Origin of the sequence: Desulforamulus aeronauticus DSM 10349, assembly GCF_900142375.1 — a bacterium.
In the GTDB taxonomy this organism is placed as follows: Bacteria; Bacillota; Desulfotomaculia; order Desulfotomaculales; family Desulfotomaculaceae; genus Desulfotomaculum; species Desulfotomaculum aeronauticum.
Map to the genome: position 1 here is coordinate 53,718 of NZ_FRAR01000015.1, position 21,906 is coordinate 75,623.

Sequence of the window (21,906 nt, forward strand, 5' to 3'; positions counted from 1 at the left end):
ATGGCGGAAGGCTGAGAGCTGAAGGTTAGGGTAGGGTAGTATAAAAATTAAGTGTTCTAGCAGGAAATGACATAGTAATCTAGAATTAGAGCTATATTGCTTGGAGGTGAATTCGTAGGACAGTAGAATGGCAGTTCGTAGCACAGTAGATGTTGTAGGCATAATAAGTAGCTAGTTAAAAAGAGTAATCAATACTCAAAAACCAATAGTGTCCCAAAGGTAGAACAGGAGGATGGTAGAATGAAAGGGATATTTCTAACCCTTTTTATAGGGTTTCTTTTATTTAGTGGACTTTACTGTATGCGCAGGGCGAAAACCCTAAATGACTTTTCCTCGGTGGATGGAATGTAGGCCCCAAACTTGCCGCCTTTGCCTACGGCACCACCTATTTCTCCGCGGTTGTCTTCATTGGTTATGCCGGCAAAGTGGGATGTATTACCTGTGGTGCTACGTTACTGGCAGCTAACCTGTCTTTTTTGGCATATCGAAAAGTATAAAACTTTCCGACATGCATAAGGGGCAAACTAAGCTTCCTCCGGTGCCTAAAGACTTGGCCTACCCTATTAGGGCATAACCTAAAGGTCACAAGTAAACAAGCCAAGTTTTTCTAAATAAATACCTATAGGTGAGATCACGGGCAAACCTAACCCAGATATCTGGATAAGGATAATCATTTACCAGTGGCCTTTGATTGTTGGTCAGCGGCCTAAATTTAAAGGACCAATGGCCAACGGCTAAATGGATAGGTTAACGCTAAAAAGCTAGTGAAAAACAAAAAGGTGGAACGGCTATGATTTGGAATGAACAGTACGAAACCATGAACCGGGAGAAACTGCATCAGTTACAGTCCTCTCGGTTGCGGCAGACCGTAGAAAATGTTTATCAAAATGTTCCCTTTTATCGGGATCTTTTTGAGGAACATGGAATCAGGTCACAAGATATCCAGGGGGTAGAGGATATTACAAAACTCCCCTTTACTACCAAGATTGGGCTGCGAGATAACTACCCCTTTAATATGTTTGCGGTGCCCATGAAAAAGGTGGTACGCTTACATGCCTCCTCTGGTACCACTGGGAAACCCACGGTGGTGGGTTATACCCGCCAGGATATTGAAACCTGGTCTGAGTTAGTGGCGCGGATGATTACCGCTGTCGGTGTTACCGATGAGGATATAGCACAGATATGCTTTGGTTATGGCTTGTTTACCGGAGCATTAGGTTTACACTACGGTCTGGAAAAAGTAGGTGCCACCGTGGTACCTTCTTCCACAGGTAATACAGAAAAGCAAATTATGTTAATGCAGGATTTTGGCACTACCACGTTAATCGCGACCCCCACCTATGCCTTGCACATTGCTGAAGTGGCCAGTGGTATGGGGATAGACCCCAAATCTTTGGGTCTTAAGATTGGCCTCTTTGGTTCCGAGGTTTGGACCGAAAGCATGCGGGACGAGCTTGAGCGGGTTTGGGGTCTCTTTGCCACAGACAATTACGGCCTGAGCGAAATTATTGGACCTGGAGTGGCCGGGGAGTGTCGAGAAAGAAATGGTATGCATATCTCAGAGGATCATTTCCTGGTGGAGGTAATCAATCCTGAAACAGGCCAATCGGTGCCCGACGGGGAAGAGGGGGAACTGGTTATTACCAGCCTGACCAAAGAAGCTTTACCCATCATTCGTTATCGGACGAGGGATATTACCATCAAAACTACCGAGGCTTGCGCCTGTGGCCGAACAACCGCCCGCATCTGCAAGGTCAGCGGCCGAACCGATGATATGCTCATTGTCAGCGGAGTCAATGTGTTCCCTTCCCAGATAGAAGATGTTCTGTTGAAAATCAATGGGGTGGCACCCCATTACCAGATCATTGTTACCAAAAAAGGTTACCTGGATGCTTTGGAAATACAAGTAGAGATGACCGACGAAGCCTTCACTGGCAACTGGAAGGATTTAGAAAATCTAGAGAGAACTGTCCGAGCCCGTCTACTGGCCGTACTTTCCATCAATCCCAAAGTGAAACTGCTGGAACCACGTTCTTTAGAACGGACGGCAGGGAAGGCCAAGCGAGTTGTGGATTTGAGGAATAAATAGGCCCTTGGCTATCAGTCCTCAGCTTTTTTAGACTTTCAGGACAGAAAGTATAATATAATGCCGTAGGGTATGGTGTTATCACAGTTATTATCAGGATAGCAAACTCATCACTAACTAACTAAACTGGAGGATGAGCATCATGAAAGAACTTCTCTCCGGCAATGCCGCCATTGCCCGAGGTGCCTTTGAGGCAGGAATTACCGTAGCTGCTGGTTACCCGGGAACTCCCAGTACTGAAATTCTAGAAAACTTTGCGAAGTACCCCGATATCTATGCTCAGTGGTCACCTAATGAAAAGGTGGCTCTGGAAGTAGGTGCCGGTGCTTCCATAGCTGGCGCCAGGGTGTTGGTTACCATGAAACACGTAGGTGTCAATGTGGCAGCGGATCCGTTGTTTACACTGTCCTATACCGGGGTAAATGGTGGCCTTATTTTAATATCCGCCGATGACCCAGGCATGCATAGCTCGCAAAATGAGCAGGACAACCGTTTCTATGCCCTAATGAACAAAATCCCCTGCCTGGAGCCCTCGGATAGCCAGGAAGCTAAGGATATGGTCGCCCAGGGGTTAGAAATCAGCGAACAGTTTGATACCCCGGTGATGCTGCGGCTCACCACCAGAGTGTCTCACTCCCAGAGCTTTGTAGAGATAGAAGAGCCAGGCCCCAAAAATATCCGCCCCTATACCAAAGATCCGCTTAAATATGTAATGGTTCCTGCTTATGGCCGTTTGCGCCGGATCTTTTTAGAGGAGCGAACAGCCCAATTAAAAGCATACAGTGAAAATTGTCCGCTAAACTTTATTGAGTGGGGTGACCGCAACGTTGGTGTAATCACCAGCGGTATTAGCTACCACTACATCAAAGAAGCACTACCCAATGCTTCCGTCTTAAAATTGGGCTTTACCCATCCTCTACCAGAGAATTTGATTAAAGAATTTGCCGCCGGAGTTGAGCGGCTAGTTGTTGTAGAAGAATTGGAACCCTTTCTAGAGCTACAAATTAAAGCTCTGGGCTTAACAGTCCATGGGAAAGATTTGCTGCCCTCCTACGGGGAATTAAGTGCTTCTATCATTGCTCGCAGCCTTGCCCCACTGGGTGGTATTGCGGTGGCAGAGGAGTATTTGGCCCAGCCAGAGGTGATTGCAGCATCCGAAACACCGTTACCCGGTCGGCCACCGGTTATGTGCGCTGGCTGTCCACACCGTGGCGTTTTCTATACCCTGCAGAAAAATAAACTGGTTGTCAGCGGTGATATTGGCTGTTACACCTTGGGCAGCATGAGTCCCTTAAACGCCATGGATACTTGTATTTGCATGGGGGCCAGCATTGGTGCCGCCTTGGGCATGGAAAAAGCCAATCCGGATATGGCCCGCCGCACCGTAGCGGTAATTGGCGATAGTACCTTTTTGCACTCCGGTGTTACTGGTCTCATCGATGTTGTCTATAATGGGGGGACATCTACCGTCCTCATCCTGGATAACAGAACTACCGCCATGACCGGCCATCAGGAAAACCCTGCTACCGGCAGCACCCTGATGGGTAAACCTGCACCGGAGGTAGATCTAGAGGCTCTGGTCCGGGCTATTGGCGTCAAACGGGTGCGGACAGTAGACCCCTTAAATTTAAAAGAATTGGATCAGGCTGTTAAAGAAGAAACAGCCGCAATGGAACCGTCCGTAATTGTTGTGAGACGACCCTGCGCCCTGTTAAAGAAAGCAATTACCTCAGAGCCTGCAGAAGTTAATAAAGAAATCTGCATCAATTGTGGTATCTGCCTGAAACTGGGTTGCCCGGCAATTTCACGTCAAGAGGATAAAGCCCCTCCCCATGTTACGGCCATTCAATGCAATGGTTGTGGTCTGTGCCTGCAGGTTTGTCCAAAGGGTGCCCTTGTAAAGCGGGGTGAAGAAAATGCGTAAATCCTTAAATATCTTATTAGTTGGCGTGGGGGGGCAAGGTACGATCTTAGCTACCCGCGTCTTAGCCAAAGCTGCTCAGGAGGCAGGCTACGACATCAAAGTATCTGAAATCAAAGGCATGGCCCAGCGTGGCGGCAGTGTCGTAACGCAAGTGCGTTTGGGCGAAAAAGTGTACTCCCCGCTCATTGCCGAAGGATCTGCCGATGTTATTTTAGCCTTTGAAAAAATGGAAGCACTGCGTTGGTTGCCTTACCTAAAACAGGATGGTCACATCATTATTAACGACCAAGCCATTGCACCGGTACCTGTCTTAACGGGTGCCGCTGTATACCCCGAAGATTGCCTTGAGCGTGTAAAACAATTGGCCTGCCATACCATGGTAGTGGATGCTTTGAACATTGCTGTGGATTGCGGCAATCCCAAGGCTGCTAACGTTGTCCTGATGGGCATGTTAGCGAAGCGCCTACCCATCACCAAAGAAACCTGGCTTAAAGCGTTAAAAGCTCGTGTCCCGGAAAGATTTATCGACGTCAATCTAAAAGCCTTTGAACAAGGATTTAATTTATAGAAATAGTCTTTAAAAATCATACCGGTAGTCACTATTAGCCATCGGCTCAAAAGCTGATGGCTAATAGTCGATAGTTCGACACAAAGTTACCTTCCAGAAAAACCTACGAGACAAGCTTAGCAGCATGTGCTATAATGTAAATCGCAACGAGGAATTGTGACTAATCCATTGACAAACAGGAAATAAAATTTACACTATTCAGATTTTGTGCAAAACTCAGCGATATGTATACGGAATATCTGTTGACAGACCAATAGGACAGGTGTTAATATTTCTGTGGAGTATACTTGTATACGGTTGCTCTGGATTGTGCATTTTTAGACAACTTATTGCCTGCTTTTCCAGGGTAAGGACAAGTTTGTCTTTTTTTGTCTAACTTGAATCAAGCGTTAGATACTAAGTAACTATCTAACGAACGATTTGGTTAATGGAAAAGAGGCTGTGCCATTTATGGCGGGATAGAAAAAAACTATCCTTTTTTCTCACAAAAAAACGGAGGTGAACTTAATGACCGAAGCCAAGAAGACTCCTCTCTTGGACGAACTCGAAAAAGGCCCCTGGCCCAGTTTCGTAACAGAAATGAAGAGAGCCGCTGCCGCAAACCTTTCCGCCCAAGACTTGCTTGGTCAGCTTGAGCTTTCTTATGAAGACAAGAAAGCCCACTGGAAGCACGGTGGTCTGGTAGGTGTTATGGGTTACGGTGGTGGTGTAATCGGTCGCTATTCAGACGTACCCGAGCAATTCCCCAACGTAGAACATTTCCACACTGTACGTATTAACCAGCCTTCCGGTTGGTATTACAACACCAAGGCTCTGCGTCAGGTTTGTGATGTTTGGGAAAAGTATGGTTCTGGTCTGACCAACCTGCACGGTTCTACCGGTGACTTGGTTCTGCTGGGTACCAAAACCGAACACATTCAAACCATCTTTAATGAAGTTTCTAACTTCGAAGAGCATCCCATGGATTTAGGCGGTTCCGGTTCCAACTTGCGTACCCCCAGCTGCTGCGCTGGCCCCGCTCGTTGCGAATTCGCTATGATTGATACCTTGGATCTCTGCCATGATTTAACCAACGAGTTCCAAGATTACCTGCACCGTCCTATGTGGCCCTATAAATCCAAAATCAAGATTTCTGGTTGCCCCAACGACTGCGTAGCTTCTATTGCTCGTTCTGACTTCTCCATCCAGGGTACCTGGAGAGACGATATCAAGATCGACCAAGAAGCTGTTAAAGCTTACGTTGCAGACGGCTTAGATATCGAAGGTTTGGTTGTTTCCAAGTGCCCCACCAAGTGCATGAGCTTTGATGGCAACGAACTGACCATCGACAACGCTAACTGCACCCGTTGCATGCACTGCATCAACAAAATGTGCAAAGCCCTGCGTCCTGGCGATGATCGTGGTGCTACCATCTTAGTTGGTGGTAAAGCTCCCATTCTGCAAGGTGCTATGATGGGTTGGGTAATCGTACCCTTCATGAAACTAGAATCCGGCTCCGGCTACGAAGAACTCAAAGAGTTCTTAGAAGCTTGCTGGGAGTGGTGGGATGAAAACGGCAAAACCCGTGAGCGTATTGGTGAACTAATCCTGCGTCTGGGTATGCGTAACTTCTTACGCGGTATTGGCCGTGAACCCATTCCTCAAATGGTAGTTGCACCACGTGCAAACCCCTTCTTCTTCTGGTGGCCTGAAGAAGTTATCCAAGATTAATTAGAAAAATGTGCGGGATTATACTGCATAAAATAATCAAACGGGGAGAGGTGAACCATTTTGGCACAAGCAAGAACCGATATCGGACCGCCGCTCTATAAAGAAATGTTGCCGCCCGTTATCCTAGAAAACTATGGAAAATGGCGTTATCACGAAATTGTTAAGCCCGGCGTTCTGGTACACGTGTCCGAATCCGGAGCCAAGCTGTACACTGTACGTGCTGGTTCTCCGCGTCTAATCAGTATCTTTTTCATTCGCGACATCTGCGATCTAGCTGACAAATATTGCGATGGCTACCTGAGATTTACCAGCCGTCACAACGTGGAATTCTTGCTTTCCGACGAAAGCAAGGTTGATCCTTTAATTGAAGACCTGAAAGCTATGGGCGTTCCCGTTGGTGGTACTGGTAACTCCATTACCAACATCGTTCACACCCAAGGCTGGGTACACTGCCATACCCCGGCTACCGATGCTTCCGGTATCGTTAAAGCCGTTATGGATGAGTTGTTCGAGTACTTCACCAGCATGAAGCTGCCTGCCAAGATGAGAATTGCTTTGGCTTGCTGCCTGAACATGTGCGGTGCTGTACACTGCTCCGACATCGCTATCCTGGGTATTCACAGAACCGTACCCAAGATTGACCATGAAAACCTGCACAAACTGTGCGAAATTCCTACTTTGACTGCTAGCTGCCCCACTGCAGCTATCCGTCCCAACCCCAAGTTGAAGTCTGTGGATATTAAAGCTGAGCGTTGCATGTACTGCGGTAACTGCTACACCATGTGCCCGTCCGTACAAATCATCGACGCTAAGAACGACGCAGTTTCTATCTGGGTTGGTGGAAAGATTTCCAACAGCCGTATCGGTCCCAGATTCTCCCGTTTGGCCATTCCTTTCATTCCCAACAACCCTCCCCGCTGGCCGGAAGTTGTTGAGTCTGTTAAGAAACTGGTTGAACTGTGGGCTGCCAATGCACAACCTGGCGAGCGTATGTCTGAGTGGATTGAGCGCATCAGTTGGGAGAAGTTCTTCGAACTGTCTGGTTTGGAATTTACCGACAAGCACATCGACGACTTCACCTTGGCTCAAACTACCTTCAGGAGCACCACTCAGTTCAAGTGGTAAGTATATAGCTGCTTGACTCTGAGTATAATATTGTAGGAGCCGCCGCCGTAAGGCGGCGGCATCTCATCATTTTACCACCCGTAAGGATGGTAGGAAACGGTGGTGTAATTAATGGAAGAGTTAAAAGCCCAAATTCTGGCCTTCCTGGAAGGTGTAAGCAAAGAGAAGCCACGTGTAATGGCTGAAAAACTCGGCGCTAAGAAAAAGGATGTAGACAAGGCTTGCTCCGACTTGGCTAAAGAAGGTAAGATCGAGTACCTGTACATCGGCACCTCCTTCGTTACCCTAGCCGGTAGAGACCACACCCCTGGCGTAGCTCACGAAGAATAATATTATACTTAACCGAAACACCCAAAAAGAGCGGACACTGTCCGCTCTTTTTGGTGTGACTCAAGGGGACGGTTCCCTTGAGTCACACCAAAAACACAAAAGGGTGACTCAGGAGAACCGTCCCCTTGAGCCTTTTGAGCCTTGAGCTTTTACATTTGCATAAAAGGTTACACTAAGGAGAAGGAGGTGCGTTGATGGGGAAAGAAGTGTTGGTTACAATAAAAGCTACTAGAAGGGATCTCGGGGATGAAAACGAGATTATTGAGTTAATTTCCCAGGGTATCTTTTATCGTAAAAAAGATTGTTATTATATTTTATATAAAGAAACAGAATTGTCGGGGTTGGCCGATGCTTCTACTACCCTTAAGGTAGAAGGTAACACCGTCACCCTTATCCGTAACGGTAGCATCAATATGAGACAAGTCTTTGAGCAAGGGCAAACCCACCGATCCCTCTACCAAAATACCTTAGGTTGCATGGAAATGGTAGTTAGACCTTGGAACGTAGAGGTTGACTTGACAGACTTTGGGGGAAGTATTAAGCTAGAATATGAATTAGAATTGGACGGAGCGGCGGTGGGTGTTAACAGTCTTGAAATTGCTGTTAAAGAAGTTTAGTCCGAACCGTCGGCCATCGGCTCTTAGCCATCGGCCTGTTTTGTAGTAGCCTAAGGTATACCTATAAAAGAAGACCATACGTTTATCCCTAGTCTTCTTTTATAGGTAAATCACGGGGTGAGGCAATAAAAGGCCGATGGCTGATGGCTGATAGCAAGGTATGAAAGCTAAATCTCCGACTATTCACTAGCCCTAAGCAAAGAACCTATCCCCCGAAGAAAGAACAGAAGGAGGTCCCCCCTTGCAAGGATTGGTAGAACAAATTAAATCTTCCCTTGTTGCCGCTTTGCAAAATGCGATTAAGCAGGCAGTGGACAAGGGTCAGGTAAACCAGACGGAAATACCGGATATTATTATTGAAGTACCCCGGGAGAAGGGGTACGGTGATTTTGCCACCAATTTAGCTATGCAGTTAGCACGTTCAGCGAAAATGGCTCCCCGAAAAATTGCCGAAGCAATAGTAGAAAACCTGGAACTGGCGGAAACTCAAGTAGAACGAGTAGAAATTGCCGGCCCGGGCTTTATTAATTTCTACCTGCGGACTAGCTGGGTCTATGGGGTTCTTCCTTTGATTCCGCAGCAAGACCGTAACTATGGCCGGGTAGAACTGGGTGATGGGAAAAGAATTCAAGTAGAGTTTGTTAGTGCCAATCCGACTGGACTACTGCACATGGGTAATGCCAGAGGTGCTGCACTGGGGGATAGTCTAGCAGCCATTTTAGATTTTGCCGGTTATCAAGTTAGCAGGGAATATTATATTAATGATGCCGGGAACCAGATAGAGAATTTCGGCAAGTCGCTGGATGTACGCTTCCAGCAACAATTAGGCCAAGATATTGCCATGATTGAAGAAGGTTATCATGGAGAGGATATCATTGATACTGTTAAGGGATATATTCAAAAACACGGTAGCAGTTTGGCTGAAGCTGATGAAAGTACCCGGCGTAAAACCTTGGCTGCCTATGCCTTGGAAGAAAAATTAACCAATATTCGTAACACCCTGTTGGATTTCGGTGTAGTGTATGATGAATGGTTTTCCGAGCAATCCCTGCATAACAGCGGTGCCATTGAGGACACTCTAAAAGAATTACAAAAAAAAGGTTATATCTACGAACAAGAAAGTGCTCTTTGGTTTAAGGCTACCGAATTTGGTGATGAGAAAGATGAAGTGGTAGTTCGCTCCAACGGTATTCCCACCTATTTTGCTGCCGACATTGCTTATCATAAAAACAAATTTGAACGTGGCTTTGACCAGGTAATTGATATTTGGGGTGCTGACCATCATGGGCATGTCAACCGCATGAAAGGTTCCATGGAGGCCTTTGGCTATAACCGTGATCAACTAGAGATTATTCTAATGCAGTTGGTTCGCCTCTTCCGAGGTGGTGAGATTGTCCGTATGTCTAAACGTACCGGTCAGTTTGTCACCTTAGAAGAATTGGTGGAAGAAGTGGGTCGTGACGCCGCCCGATATTTCTTTGTCATGCGGAGTCCAGATAGCCACTTGGATTTTGATTTGGATTTGGCTAAATCAGAGTCCAACGACAACCCTGTTTTCTATATCCAGTATGCTCATGCACGCATTTGCAGTATTCTACGACAACTACAGGAACAGGGACGTCAAGTACCCAAAGTAGAACAGATCAATGCTTCCTTGCTCACCGAGCAGGCTGAATTGGAGCTGCTACGAAAATTAGCCGAATTTCCGAGCGAAATTACGTCCGCTGCAGAGCTTAAATCACCCCACCGGATTGCCCGGTATCTGCATGATTTGGCAGGTTTGTTTCACAGTTTCTACAACAGTCACCGTGTAATTACCGACAATGAAGATCTCTCCCAGGCACGCCTGGTGTTAGTAGACTGTGTACGGATAGTCCTAAGAAATGCGTTGGGGCTGTTGGGGCTCACAGCACCAGAGAAAATGTAGGAGTAGATTTTTATGAATGAATTAATACTGTCCACTGTAACGGGTTTTGCAGTGGGCGTCCTTTTTGCAAAGCTAAAATTACCGGTACCCGCCCCTGCTACTTTGGCAGGAGTTTTGGGAGTTGTAGGATTATTCTTGGGCTATTACTTAGCCGGGCGTCTTTGGATACGGTAAACTATTGACAGGCTCATTCTGGATAGTTAAAATAATGGGATGGGCAGCCAAAATTAGACTGATTTTGACAGGAGGCAACTCATGGCCAAGTTTATCTTCGTGACCGGCGGAGTGGTGTCATCCCTGGGTAAGGGAATTACAGCGTCTTCATTGGGCCGGCTGTTAAAAAGCCGTGGTCTAAAAGTAGCAATTCAAAAATTAGACCCCTACATTAACGTAGACCCAGGAACAATGAGCCCGTACCAGCATGGTGAAGTCTATGTAACCGAAGACGGTGCAGAGACAGACCTGGATTTAGGCCACTACGAACGGTTTATTGATACCAATTTGAACAAAACCAGTAACGTGACCACCGGCCGCATTTACTCCACGGTGATCAACAAAGAACGCCGCGGGGATTATCTGGGCGGTACAGTACAGGTGATTCCTCATATCACCAATGAAATTAAAGACCGTGTTTTGCGCATGGCTCGGGAATTGGAAGCTGATGTAGTTATTTCCGAAATTGGCGGCACCGTGGGGGATATTGAATCACTTCCCTTTCTGGAAGCCATTCGCCAACTACGCAGTGATTTAGGTCGCAATAATGTTATGTACATTCACGTGACCCTGGTACCTTATCTGAGAATGGCGAATGAATTTAAAACCAAGCCAACTCAGCATTCCGTAAAAGAATTAAGAAGCATTGGGATTCAGCCCGATGTAATTGTCTGCCGGACAGAAAAAACCTTCCCTAAAGATATGGAAGAGAAGCTGGCGTTATTCTGCGATATTGATAAGGATGCCGTTATCCAGGCTGTAGATGCTTTCTCTATTTATGAAATTCCGCTGCAGATGGAACAAGAAGGGTTAGATGATATCGCCGTCGAGCGTTTGGGTTTGGAGTGCGGTGAAGCCGATATGGCTGAATGGCGGGATATGGTCAACCGGATGAAAAACCTGGAGAAAACGACTACCATTGCCTTAGTTGGTAAATATGTTTCCCTGCCCGATGCTTATCTCAGTGTTGCTGAGGCCCTGCGTCATGCTGGACTTCACCATAGCTCTGCGGTAGAGATCCGCTGGATAAATTCCGAGGATTTGGAGAAGGTTCCGGCCGAGAAGTTTCTTCAGGGAGTAGACGGTATCTTAATACCCGGTGGTTTTGGGGACCGGGGTATTGAGGGTAAAATTAACGCTATCAAATACGCCCGCGAAAATAAGATTCCTTTCTTGGGCATTTGTCTGGGTATGCAACTGGCTGTGGTGGAATACGCCCGTAACGTACTGGGTTGGCAGGAAGCCAATAGTGCTGAGTTCAACCAGAGTTGCCAATATCCGGTGATAGACCTGTTGCCGGAGCAAAAGGACCTGGATAAAATGGGTGGCACCATGCGCCTGGGAGCCTATCCCTGCAAATTAGCACCTGGTACCCATGCCTTCCGGGCCTATGAACAGGAAATCATTTACGAACGTCATCGCCATCGCTATGAGCTAAATAATGAATACAGAGCAGAATTAGCCCAGGCTGGCATGATTTTCAGCGGCACTCTGCCTAACGGCAAACTTGTGGAAATTATAGAATTGCCTGACCATCCCTGGTATCTGGCTACACAATTCCACCCGGAATTTAAGTCCAGGCCCAACAGACCACATCCGGTATTCCGGGATTTTGTAGGAGCAGCGATAAAAAATAGCAAATAGGCCTATTTGGGCCCTCAGCCTTTGGTCTTTTTAGCAATAAATCAAAGTTTATCTCAAATAGCATTGTTATCCGACACTTCTAAGTTTTCATCAGCTTTGGTCTATACCAAAGCTTTTTTCTTATCCAAAAGGTATGTTTTTATCTCACACGCGTAAAGATAACTATTGTGGATTTATCTCTTAGTCCCAGCATTATGTAAAAATGAAAAAGCCGATGACCAAGAAAAATACCCCAAAGCGAAGGAGTGGTTTTACTTGCGCAAAAAACTAATCACTGGCATTATCGTAGGCTTAGTCCTTTTTTCTCTTGCTGCCGCCGTTGCTGTTAAAGGTAACAACCAGGTTGGTGCTAAGGCTGTAGGCACTGGGGAACAAATCGCTGTCATACATATTGAAGGCCCAATAATGTCGACCGAGCCCGGTGGTTTTGGTGCTACGGGAGTAGCCGCAGCGGATAGAATTGTGGCAGACCTAAAAGAAGCTAGGGAGAACCCAAACATTAAAGCGGTTATTCTAAAACTGAATACCGGTGGCGGTACTGTTGTGGGTTCTGATGAGATTGGCCGGGAAGTGGACAGAGTAAAGAAAGCAGGTAAAAAAGTGGTGGCCTCCATGGGAGAAATGGCGGCTTCCGGTGGTTACTGGATCTCCTGCAAGGCAGATAAAATTGTGGCCAATCCCGGCACTTTTACCGGCAGCATTGGTGTGATTATGCAGCTCACTAAAATGAAAGGGCTGTATGATAAACTGGGTGTTGAAATGTATAATTTTAAAACCGGCCCGCATAAGGATATGGGTGCTACCAATCGTGACGTAACACCAGAGGAACAAGAAATTTTTCAGGGCCTAGTCAATGATACTTATGAAGATTTTGTTAAAGTAGTGGCAGATGGCAGAAAAATGGATGTGGACCGAGTACGCCAATTGGCCGATGGTAGAATATATACCGGCAAGCAGGCTAAGGAACTGGGCCTGGTGGACGAATTGGGAGATTTCACAACCGCTGTTAAGGTAACCGCGGATTTGGCGAAGATTAAAGGGGAACCGGAACTGGTGGATATAACGGGGAGCCGAAATATTTGGCAGGATATTTTCGGGGGGCTGCAGGGTAAAGGGAATGTGCTGCCTTTTCCACTGGAAGGGCTTTTGTTTATGCCAGACCCGGCGCTTTTGCCAATGAATGCAGAGCTACAATAAGGGGAGGGAATACTTTTGAGTGAAATAAATGATAATCAATCTAACCAATACGATATTCCTCAGGACCCCGACCACAACTCAGTACCTGTTAATCCAGAGGCACCAGGCCCTTTAAATTATTATGAAATCATTTACGGGGTGTTGTTTGAACCGGTGCAAACCATGAAACGGGTAGTCCAAAACCCTCCTTTGGGAGCCACCCTGGTCATTGTTATATCACTATCCTTGTTAAGCTTATTAACCAGTTTATACACTTCAGCCCATGGCGGATCAGCTAATTTTGGGCAAGAAATAGGACTACCGATTGCAAAGGCTAAGGTATTTTCTGATGCCCTGCGGGCGGCCGCCCCGATGTTGGCGATCCTAGGGTCATTATTTTTCTTTGTTAAATGGTTTTTTTACAGTGCTCTACTGCACCTGTTAGCTGATTTTTACGGCGGCCAGGGGAAGGCCCGGACGGTCTTTGTGATATACGGCTTGGCGGGTTTACCCGCGGTGTTTTTAATTCCTTTGGATGTTCTTACTACCTTGGTACTACCTAATTTAGCCACTGTAGTCAGTACCCTGGGTGGCCTAATGGTTTTGGTTTGGGGCTTCATTTTGCTCACCATTGGCATGCGAGAAGCACATTTACTTAGCACCGGCAGGGCTGTGGCAGTTATTTTAACACCTGTGGCGGCAGTATTTATTCTTATTATTCTTAGTATGGTAGGGCTGATGTCTGCTATGTCGGCTTTTATACCTAGATGGTAATAGGACAAACTGCTCAAATTCAAAATATACGTAAGAAGAGGCAGGTATTCATCCTCTAACGTCGAAAACTATGGCTACGTAAAGCTGTTATGATTTTAGGGGGAACTGAATACAATGTCTCAAGAAACTATTGATATTCTTATAGTAGATGATCAGGTGGGAATACGTAGATTATTGTTTGAGGCGCTGGCAGACGAAGGATATCTGGTTAAAATGGCTGGTAGCGGGGCAGAGGCTTTGAAAATTTTGTCTTGTACCTTGCCCGCCTTAGTTTTGCTAGACATGAAAATGCCGGGAATGACTGGTTACGAAACACTGCAGGAGATTCGTAAGCACTATGGTCCTTTGAACGTGATCATGATGACAGCCTATGGCGATGTGGAAATAATGGCCCAGACCAAAGATTTAGGGGTTAGGCATTATTTGAATAAACCCTTTGATTTGGATGAGGTTAGGGTTCTTGTTAAGGGTCTATTGGCCGAAGTTTCAAGTCTCCAGTTGTTTCAACAGGATATCAGCTAGATAATTCGGAAGTCCTGGTATTTGAACTAGAAAAAAAGGAATTTTATCTCCGGTGGCGAACTCTTTATCTCAAAGAGGAGGTTATCGAGGTGCTAATAACCACAGTCACCACGTTGGCTATTCGATGCCCGGAGTGCGGCGCTCTAGAATTTCATAACCTCTCACGTTTTGCCCTTTCAGGTCGGGGAAAACTGCAGATAAGTTGTTCTTGCGGGGCCTTTTTACTGGGGATTGTTAGCAAACCTTCCAGAAGTTATTGGCTTCAATTGCCTTGCGTTTTTTGCGAGACTAAACATGTTCGTGAGATCTCTGGATCTCGCCTGTGGGGAAAGAAAACCAATACTCTTGCCTGCCCAGAATCCGGTCTGGAGTTAGGATTTATCGGAAGTTATGAAGAAGTTAAGGGCTTGGCAGAAACATTGGATACAGGCTTAGAGACCCTCATGGACGAATTGGGTTATGATGAATATTTCAATAACCCCGAGGTCATGCATCAAGTTATGCAGTGTCTTCAGGACATTGCTGACAACGGTGGCCTGTATTGTCAGTGTGGCAACACCAGAATTGAAGTAGACGTTTTTCTAGATCGGCTGGAACTGCACTGTAAAGAATGTGATAGTATTAACATTGTTTATGCAGAAACGGAAGAAGACCTAACCGTAATTCAGCAGGTGGATTCTATAGAGCTGGCTCAGCACGGTTTTAAATGTCTTGATAGCTTCTCCAACTCACCGAAGTTAACCAAAAAGACCCGGCGTAAGCGTAATAAACAGTCGTAACAAGCCAGGCAGTATTGACATAATTCTGGGTAACTATGGTGATACTGTTCCTATCCCCTCATCAGGGGGACGACCGCCTTGAGATTTCCGCCGGAATATGGTTCCCGAAGATATGGCCTTGGCACCAGTTCGTCGGCTCGGACGCGGTCCGGGCTTTTATTATTTTGAAGCAATATGCTTCAACAGAAACAGATAACACCATACCCAAACTAACCTTTCCGTTATTTTTCGGATATGGCATTAATTATTAAAAGGAGGTTTTTTCTAAAATGCCGTTAGTTCCTGTCAAAGAGTTATTGCAAAAAGCCCAAGAAGGTAATTATGCTGTAGGGGCCTTCAATGTTAACAACATGGAAATTGTGCAAGCCATTTTGGCAGCCGCTGAGGCTGAAAAAGCACCGGTCATTATGCAGGCCAGCCAAGGTGCCATTAAGTACGCCGGTATCGAGTATATTTATGCCCTGGCCAATTTGGCAGCCAACCAAGCCACTGTACCTGTAGCTTTGCATCTGGATCATGGTACCAGCTTTGAACAATGCATGAAATGCATTCGGGTAGGTTTTACCTCGGTGATGATCGATGGCTCTAAATATCCTTTGGAAGAGAATATTGCCCTCACCAACAAAGTGCTGGAAGTTGCCCGGGCCACGGGTGTCTCTGTGGAAGCAGAGCTGGGTAAAATTGGTGGCACGGAAGATGATATTCACGTGGATGAAAGAGATGCCTTCTTCACCGACCCCGAAGAAGCCCGGTATTTTGCAGAGAAAACTGGCGTTGATGCACTGGCCATTTCCATCGGTACCGCTCACGGTCAATATAAAGGAATTCCCAAACTGGATTTCCCTCGCTTGGAGAAAATTGTGAGCCTGGTGAACATCCCCATTGTACTGCATGGTTCCTCCGGCGTGCCAGATGAGGCTATCCAAGAGGCCATTCGTCTGGGTGTCCGTAAAGTAAACATCGATACCAACATTCGTGAAGCCTTTACCAATGCCTGCCGGCAGGTAGTAATGGATAACCCTAAAGAAATCGATCCCCGTAAAGTCCTCGCTCCTGCACGGGAAGCAGCTACGCAGGTGATCAGGCAGAAGATTCGGGTGTTTGGCAGCTCAGGGAAAGCATAGTCCGGATATAACTGCCAATTCCAATAAGGAGGGTATTATATGATTCTTTTCCTTGACACGGCCAACGTGGATGAAATTCGTGCTGCCAATTCCCTTGGTGTGATTTCAGGGGTTACCACCAACCCATCCTTAATTGCTAAAGAAGGCCGGGATTTTGCAGAGGTGGTAAGGGAAATAACTTCCATTGTTGATGGCCCCATTAGCGCTGAAGTAATAAGCTTGGAAGCCGCAGAAATGCTGAAGGAAGCAGTGGAATTGGCGGCCATCCATCCCAATATCGTCATAAAAATCCCCATGACTGCTGAGGGCTTAAAGGCCACTAAGGCCTGTGCCGAAAAAGGCATTAAGACTAATGTTACATTAGTGTTCTCAGCTAATCAGGCTCTATTGGCAGCCCGGGCGGGAGCCACTTACGTCAGCCCCTTTGTGGGACGTTTGGATGATATTGGCCACGACGGCATTGGTTTAATCTTTGAGATTGCAGAGATTTTTGATAACTACGCACTGGAAACTCAAATCATTTCCGCCAGCATCCGGCATCCCCTTCACGTGCTACAATCAGCCAAAGCCGGTGCCCACATTGCCACCATACCGTATAAAGTCCTTCTACAAATGACTAAACATCCTCTGACGGATAAGGGAATAGAGTCATTTCTAGCGGATTGGGCGAAGCTTACAGGAGTTTAGGTTGTGGCGTATTATTTATTGTGTTAATCTGTGATTTAACTATAAAAGAAGACTACGCATTAATGCATAGTCTTCTTTTATAGGGATTACCCAAATAAGCCGAGGACTGATGGCTGACGGCCGATAGCCAATTCCCAATCCTCAATCTTCCCTAGACAACCGGCCCTTCCCTGGGGTATACTAAAATCTGGCGAATATTGCCGCTCGTCAGTTTACTATATCCCGTAGAGGGGTTTTACTTTTTGGAGGTTTCAAGGTGGCTAACATTATAAATTCATTATTATGTAAATGCAAAGAATCTTACCACCGGCTTCTAAATCTCCCGGAAGCACCTCAAAAAGTTGCCCAGGGAATTGCGTTGGGGGTCGCTTTTGATTTTTTACCGGTTCCTTTTATTAGTATCCCGATATCCTTTATTGTGGCCAAGCTTATTCGGGTGCACGCCGTAGCTGCAACCCTAACAGTGATACTTTTTAAGCCTGCAGTGCCATTATTTTTTACTCTCAATATTTTTGTCGGAAAAATATTGGTGGGAGCTGCTGCTTCCCCACCAATTACCCCGGATATTATGGGGGGTATCCCGATGGTAACCAAGGCTATTTTAAAAATTAAAACTCTAGGGTTACCCTTTTTGGTAGGTAGTGCGGTAAATGCCGCTATTGCCGGTATCCTGGTCTACTTTGTGGCTATTAAGCTTCTGGAAGCTCGACAAAAAGCTATTAAAAAAAACCCTAAACAGCTTGCAATGAATAAAACCTAAGTGACTTGGTTATGCTCATTCAAAGCAGGCAAGCTAAGTTTTCTAAAGAAGGTGGAATATACTTGCCAGAAATAGATAAGCCTGCCAACACGCAGGTTGAATTAGAAGCCAAGACGATGCGAGAATTGTATACCCTAGCTCGGGATCTAGAGATACAAGGTTATTATAAACTACGAAAAAAGGAACTAATCTTTGAGATATCCAAATTGCAATCCAAACAAAGTGGTGTATCCTATGCCGGAGGAGTACTGGAGATCTTACCCGACGGCTACGGATTCCTAAGACCCTCCACCTATGTTCCCAGCAACGATGATATCTACGTATCAAACTCGCAAATCCGTAGATTTGATCTAAGAACCGGTGACATGGTCTACGGTCAGGTTCGAAAACCTAAGGATAATGAAAGATACTACGGCCTCTTACGGGTAGAACAGGTAAATGGCGGCCGCCCCGAACTTGCCGCAGAACGGATGCACTTCGCTGGTCTAACCCCCCTTTATCCCAATGAACGAATCAGGCTGCAAACCGCTTCAAATCGAGTCTCAACTCGGATCATGGACCTCATTTCCCCCCTTGGAAAAGGCCAAAGAGGATTAATCGTTGCCCCTCCCAAAGCAGGTAAAACCATTCTTATCAAAGAAATCGCCAACAGCATTACTGCCAATCACCCAGAAATAGAGTTGTTTATACTGCTGATTGATGAGCGTCCGGAAGAAGTTACGGATATTGAGCGATCAGTTAAGGCAGAAGTGGTTAGTTCTACCTTTGATGAACCACCGGAGAATCATGTTAAAGCTTCGGAGATGGTACTAGAGCGGGCTAAACGGCTGGTGGAAAGTGGCCATGATGTGGTGATTTTGTTGGATAGTATTACTAGGCTAGCCAGGGCACATAACTTGGTTATTCCCCCCAGTGGCCGCACTCTGTCCGGTGGTGTGGACCCGGCTGCGCTCCATAAGCCCAAGCGTTTCTTTGGTGCTGCCCGTAATATGGAAGAGGGCGGCAGCCTAACCATCTTAGCGACCGCATTAATTGAGACAGGCAGCCGTATGGACGATGTGATCTTCGAGGAATTTAAAGGCACCGGTAACATGGAACTCATTCTAGACCGCAAACTGGCCGATCGCAGACTATTCCCCGCTATCGATATTCAACGCTCCGGCACTAGGCGGGAGGATCTGCTGTTAGTAAAGGACGAGTTGGACTATGTTTGGAACCTGCGCAAAGCCATTGCTGGCATGAGCCCCATTGAAGCCCTGGACAACCTTCTGGAGCGCATGAGAAATACCAACAGTAATGTAGAGTTGCTAGGAGATTTTAAGCCAAAGGCTCAAATGCAAGCGAACACCAGCGAATTGAGGGAACTTCCGCAATCTCCGATACAACCCGCTGTTCACCCCCAAAAACGTCAGTATCGACGCAGGACGGGGGAGGGGAGCTAGCCATGTCCTTTGGCCATTAGCGCCCAAAAAATATGCATATTTTCCCATCACCTCGGATATACTATTAATGGTGTGTCTCCCTTCAGACCCACTTATTACTATTCGAGGTGATTTTTCTATGTTTCCGATAAACAAAAAATACTGGCTGGTGGTGATTACCGCTGGATTGATAGTTGGTAGTGCATGGGGTGTGATTCCAGCCAATGCAGGCTTGGACGAGGCTATGTATGAAGGGGCTTATACCCCTCCGATGGCTCGTCAGGTAGAAGTAGAAGTATTCCAAGAAAGATCCGCCACGGAGGCTCCTAAGGCTACCCAAGCGAAAAAGGTAGATATGGAATACCAGGTTCGGGCAGGAGATAGTCTTTGGAGTATTGCTGAGCGTACGGGCATTACAGTAGACATGCTGGCTAAGGCTAATAACCTAAATCAAGATAATTTTCTTGTGGTGGGAACTACTTTAACTCTACCTGGAACAGATATCGAGCAACATCGGGTTGCTGAGGGAGAAACTCTCTCCCATATTGCTGGTCAATACGGCATTACACTGTCTGAGTTATTAGCAGCTAATCGCATAACTAACCCAGACTTAATTAAAGTGGGTCAAAATTTACAGATACCCGGAGAGAGTCCTCAGCCAATAGTCTCTGCAGCTACCACCACCGGACAAGCCGGTAAAATTCAAATTGGTGGTTGGGGTTGGCCGGTAGCCGGGGAAATAACCTCACAATTTGGTATCCGGGGCGACCGTCCCCATGAAGGTATTGATATCGGTGCCGCATCTGGTGCTGCTATTAAAGCGCCGGAAAAGGGCCGAGTGGTTTGGGCAGCACCCAGAGGTACCTATGGTCTAACTGTGATTATAGACCATGGCAACGGCATTCGCTCCCTGTATGCCCACTGTTCCAAACTGTTGGTTCAGGAAGGTCAACAAGTGGCTAAAAATCAAGCTTTGGCCCTAGTGGGGACTACGGGTCGTTCCTCTGGACCGCATTTGCATATGGAAGTGCTGCGGCAAGGTGTCCCCCTGGATCCGTTACTCTTTTTAAAAGAAAGGCTATTTGCTTAACCAGTAGAGTTTCATGACTACTAAAAAAATCCCCATCTGCCAACAGATGGGGTATTTTATGGTTCTTTATTCAGTTATCCGTAACGCCGTCCCGCATCTCCCACATAAATACAATCAACGCTTTATTATACTCGCCACGGGGTCACTCTCCGGAAAGTGACCTTTAGTTTGCGACAGGTTGAGATAGGAGAAAGGCATCTAAGCCTTATGTTACACGAGGACAGGGCGTCTTGTAAAATTTTCGTCTGCATGATTCCCGTGACTTGGCTTCTTGGGTTATGCAGGGCCGAGAAAGGCTAAAAAAGCTATATGGTCAAACTGTCTGTTACTTTGTTCAATTAAAGCGGGTCTTTCAAGAGCGGTGGCTTGCTCGACCACCTAAGACATCACATCCTTTCAATAGTTTTATTAGTTCTTCCCTGGTTGGTGGCCTGGGAATTCCTGGGTCCCCTGACAGGGAGGGAGCGGAGTCTTGCACAGGCCCTCCCGGTGGACTAAATGAGTCACCTGGGCCAAGTTGCGATGTCGCCGCCCCACCAACCTGTTCGGAGACCTTCCTTAGCTTTGGTCTGCCGACATTTTGCGGTGGTGGTTGCACCTCCTCTTCTTTGAACAGTCTGCTAGGCGGGCCTAATGGCCAGTTTATCATAGTCCCGAGGATCTCAGGTGAATGTTTGATGGTACACATCCAAATCGCCTCCCTCAACATGCAGGTACTGTCAAAGGACCAACAATATTTAGTTGTCCTTGGTCCTGCAGAAATAATGTTAGGCCTGTCAGTGGAGCATCACTCCCGGCGGAGGCATATCTCTTCCCCGCATACCGCAGAACCTAATCAAGCAGGACACAAATACCAATTTTGGTATTTATATACATATACGACACCGTGTTAAAATTTCCTTTTTATGGTAATAATATTTTTAAAAAAGATTTTTTGCCCTCTAGCTCTTAAACTAGTGACCTTTAAGGCCAATGGTCAAAAGCCTCTGTTATTACCCAACAAACCTCGTCCAACTCCTTGCAAAATTCCCGAATACCGTGCTATAATACTCACGTGTGTTTTCAAGAAAACCGATGCTCCTAGAGCATTGCATTTGTAACAGGTTGAGAAAGAAGGTGAGTTTGTGAGAGAGAAGATTCATCCCAAATACAATGAAGTCGAAGTAAAGTGTGTTTGTGGCAATACCTTTAAGACCGGTTCCACCAAGAAGGAGATTAAAGTTGAAATTTGCTCCAATTGCCATCCCTTCTACACAGGCGCTCAGCGTCAAATCGAAGTTGGTGGTCGGGCTGAGAAGTTCCGTAAGAAATACGGCTTGTAATAGCTTAGTTAGCAGAGCGGTGGCTCTGCTTTTTCCTTATCTAGGAACCTTTAGGAATATAATGGCTTCCACTCCAAGAAGGTAATCAACACTCAACCAAAGATGGA

At 46.3% G+C, this 21,906-nt stretch carries 21 protein-coding genes and 1 pseudogene; 21 read left to right on the forward strand and 1 reads right to left on the reverse strand.

The annotated features are described in order from the left end of the window. Positions 1–240: 240 nt before the first annotated feature. The 20 genes and pseudogenes from BUA78_RS20645 to BUA78_RS10250 form a co-directional block, all read left to right on the forward strand. Positions 241–476, forward strand: a pseudogene (locus tag BUA78_RS20645) (sodium:solute symporter); the annotation flags it as partial. A 314-nt stretch (positions 477–790) separates the two neighbouring features. After that, a complete protein-coding gene (locus tag BUA78_RS10160; protein ID WP_072914008.1) occupies positions 791–2,089 on the forward strand; it encodes a phenylacetate--CoA ligase family protein in 1,299 nt (432 codons plus the stop codon). A 139-nt stretch (positions 2,090–2,228) separates the two neighbouring features. Next, a complete protein-coding gene (gene iorA, locus BUA78_RS10165; protein ID WP_072914010.1) occupies positions 2,229–4,010 on the forward strand; it encodes an indolepyruvate ferredoxin oxidoreductase subunit alpha in 1,782 nt (593 codons plus the stop codon). After that, entirely contained in the window at positions 4,003–4,578 is a 576-nt protein-coding gene (locus BUA78_RS10170) for an indolepyruvate oxidoreductase subunit beta (protein WP_072914012.1), read from the forward strand. The genes iorA and BUA78_RS10170 overlap by 8 nt, the downstream gene beginning before the upstream one ends. A gap of 507 nt (positions 4,579–5,085) precedes the next feature. After that, positions 5,086–6,288, forward strand: coding sequence for a dissimilatory-type sulfite reductase subunit alpha (gene dsrA, locus BUA78_RS10175; RefSeq protein ID WP_072914015.1), 1,203 nt, complete (start codon positions 5,086–5,088; stop codon positions 6,286–6,288). A gap of 60 nt (positions 6,289–6,348) precedes the next feature. Next, positions 6,349–7,413: a dissimilatory-type sulfite reductase subunit beta gene (gene dsrB, locus BUA78_RS10180; RefSeq protein WP_072914017.1), complete on the forward strand. Its 1,065-nt coding sequence runs from the start codon at positions 6,349–6,351 to the stop codon at positions 7,411–7,413. Positions 7,414–7,524: 111 nt separating this feature from the next. After that, a complete protein-coding gene (locus tag BUA78_RS10185) occupies positions 7,525–7,743 on the forward strand; it encodes a hypothetical protein (RefSeq protein ID WP_072914020.1) in 219 nt (72 codons plus the stop codon). Between the two features lie 194 nt (positions 7,744–7,937). Then, entirely contained in the window at positions 7,938–8,360 is a 423-nt protein-coding gene (locus BUA78_RS10190) for a YwiB family protein (RefSeq protein ID WP_072914023.1), read from the forward strand. 241 nt (positions 8,361–8,601) lie between these two features. Next, positions 8,602–10,287 carry an arginine--tRNA ligase gene (gene argS, locus BUA78_RS10195; RefSeq protein WP_072914024.1) on the forward strand — a complete coding sequence of 562 codons (1,686 nt, stop codon included), beginning with the start codon at positions 8,602–8,604 and terminating at the stop codon, positions 10,285–10,287. A gap of 12 nt (positions 10,288–10,299) precedes the next feature. Then, positions 10,300–10,461, forward strand: coding sequence for a XapX domain-containing protein (locus BUA78_RS10200; protein WP_072914027.1), 162 nt, complete (start codon positions 10,300–10,302; stop codon positions 10,459–10,461). Positions 10,462–10,542: 81 nt separating this feature from the next. Further along, positions 10,543–12,144, forward strand: a complete 1,602-nt coding sequence (locus BUA78_RS10205; protein WP_072914029.1) for a CTP synthase — start codon at positions 10,543–10,545, stop codon at positions 12,142–12,144. A gap of 255 nt (positions 12,145–12,399) precedes the next feature. Continuing rightward, positions 12,400–13,341: a signal peptide peptidase SppA gene (gene sppA, locus BUA78_RS10210; RefSeq protein ID WP_072914032.1), complete on the forward strand. Its 942-nt coding sequence runs from the start codon at positions 12,400–12,402 to the stop codon at positions 13,339–13,341. A gap of 15 nt (positions 13,342–13,356) precedes the next feature. Beyond that, complete coding sequence (locus BUA78_RS10215) at positions 13,357–14,094, forward strand: Yip1 family protein (RefSeq protein ID WP_072914033.1); 738 nt, start codon at positions 13,357–13,359, stop codon at positions 14,092–14,094. 114 nt (positions 14,095–14,208) lie between these two features. Beyond that, positions 14,209–14,616 carry a response regulator gene (locus tag BUA78_RS10220; RefSeq protein WP_072914036.1) on the forward strand — a complete coding sequence of 136 codons (408 nt, stop codon included), beginning with the start codon at positions 14,209–14,211 and terminating at the stop codon, positions 14,614–14,616. A gap of 89 nt (positions 14,617–14,705) precedes the next feature. Continuing rightward, on the forward strand, positions 14,706–15,395 hold the full coding sequence (locus BUA78_RS10225; protein ID WP_072914038.1) for a hypothetical protein: 690 nt from the start codon (positions 14,706–14,708) through the stop codon (positions 15,393–15,395). A 269-nt stretch (positions 15,396–15,664) separates the two neighbouring features. Then, positions 15,665–16,519 (forward strand): class II fructose-1,6-bisphosphate aldolase, encoded by an 855-nt coding sequence (locus BUA78_RS10230; protein WP_072914040.1) that lies wholly within the window; start codon positions 15,665–15,667, stop codon positions 16,517–16,519. A gap of 39 nt (positions 16,520–16,558) precedes the next feature. Then, a complete protein-coding gene (gene fsa / locus BUA78_RS10235; RefSeq protein WP_072914042.1) occupies positions 16,559–17,206 on the forward strand; it encodes a fructose-6-phosphate aldolase in 648 nt (215 codons plus the stop codon). Positions 17,207–17,462: 256 nt separating this feature from the next. Further along, positions 17,463–17,966, forward strand: coding sequence for a DUF2062 domain-containing protein (locus BUA78_RS10240; protein ID WP_072914044.1), 504 nt, complete (start codon positions 17,463–17,465; stop codon positions 17,964–17,966). A 62-nt stretch (positions 17,967–18,028) separates the two neighbouring features. Beyond that, a complete protein-coding gene (gene rho / locus BUA78_RS10245; RefSeq protein ID WP_072914046.1) occupies positions 18,029–19,408 on the forward strand; it encodes a transcription termination factor Rho in 1,380 nt (459 codons plus the stop codon). 118 nt (positions 19,409–19,526) lie between these two features. Next, positions 19,527–20,477: a peptidoglycan DD-metalloendopeptidase family protein gene (locus BUA78_RS10250; protein ID WP_072914048.1), complete on the forward strand. Its 951-nt coding sequence runs from the start codon at positions 19,527–19,529 to the stop codon at positions 20,475–20,477. Positions 20,478–20,829: 352 nt separating this feature from the next. Here the strand turns inward: BUA78_RS10250 and BUA78_RS10255 are convergent, their stop codons facing one another. Next, positions 20,830–21,165 carry a hypothetical protein gene (locus BUA78_RS10255; protein ID WP_072914050.1) on the reverse strand — a complete coding sequence of 112 codons (336 nt, stop codon included), beginning with the start codon at positions 21,163–21,165 and terminating at the stop codon, positions 20,830–20,832. Positions 21,166–21,601: 436 nt separating this feature from the next. On the opposite strand from BUA78_RS10255, the gene rpmE reads away from it, so the two are divergent. Continuing rightward, positions 21,602–21,799, forward strand: coding sequence for a 50S ribosomal protein L31 (gene rpmE / locus BUA78_RS10260; RefSeq protein WP_072914053.1), 198 nt, complete (start codon positions 21,602–21,604; stop codon positions 21,797–21,799). Positions 21,800–21,906: the final 107 nt, after the last annotated feature.

What these genes read in the sequence shown, in the direction of transcription:
- BUA78_RS10190 (WP_072914023.1), top strand. Translation starts at nt 7,938, where the DNA reads ATGGGGAAAGAAGTGTTGGTTACAATAAAAGCTACTAGAAGGGATCTC.
- dsrA (WP_072914015.1), top strand. Translation starts at nt 5,086, where the DNA reads ATGACCGAAGCCAAGAAGACTCCTCTCTTGGACGAACTCGAAAAAGGC.
- BUA78_RS10205 (WP_072914029.1), top strand. Translation starts at nt 10,543, where the DNA reads ATGGCCAAGTTTATCTTCGTGACCGGCGGAGTGGTGTCATCCCTGGGT.
- BUA78_RS10250 (WP_072914048.1), top strand. Translation starts at nt 19,527, where the DNA reads ATGTTTCCGATAAACAAAAAATACTGGCTGGTGGTGATTACCGCTGGA.
- fsa (WP_072914042.1), top strand. Translation starts at nt 16,559, where the DNA reads ATGATTCTTTTCCTTGACACGGCCAACGTGGATGAAATTCGTGCTGCC.
- BUA78_RS10170 (WP_072914012.1), top strand. Translation starts at nt 4,003, where the DNA reads ATGCGTAAATCCTTAAATATCTTATTAGTTGGCGTGGGGGGGCAAGGT.
- BUA78_RS10160 (WP_072914008.1), top strand. Translation starts at nt 791, where the DNA reads ATGATTTGGAATGAACAGTACGAAACCATGAACCGGGAGAAACTGCAT.
- BUA78_RS10230 (WP_072914040.1), top strand. Translation starts at nt 15,665, where the DNA reads ATGCCGTTAGTTCCTGTCAAAGAGTTATTGCAAAAAGCCCAAGAAGGT.
- BUA78_RS10255 (WP_072914050.1), bottom strand. Translation starts at nt 21,165, where the DNA reads ATGTGTACCATCAAACATTCACCTGAGATCCTCGGGACTATGATAAAC.
- BUA78_RS10220 (WP_072914036.1), top strand. Translation starts at nt 14,209, where the DNA reads ATGTCTCAAGAAACTATTGATATTCTTATAGTAGATGATCAGGTGGGA.
- BUA78_RS10185 (WP_072914020.1), top strand. Translation starts at nt 7,525, where the DNA reads ATGGAAGAGTTAAAAGCCCAAATTCTGGCCTTCCTGGAAGGTGTAAGC.
- iorA (WP_072914010.1), top strand. Translation starts at nt 2,229, where the DNA reads ATGAAAGAACTTCTCTCCGGCAATGCCGCCATTGCCCGAGGTGCCTTT.
- BUA78_RS10200 (WP_072914027.1), top strand. Translation starts at nt 10,300, where the DNA reads ATGAATGAATTAATACTGTCCACTGTAACGGGTTTTGCAGTGGGCGTC.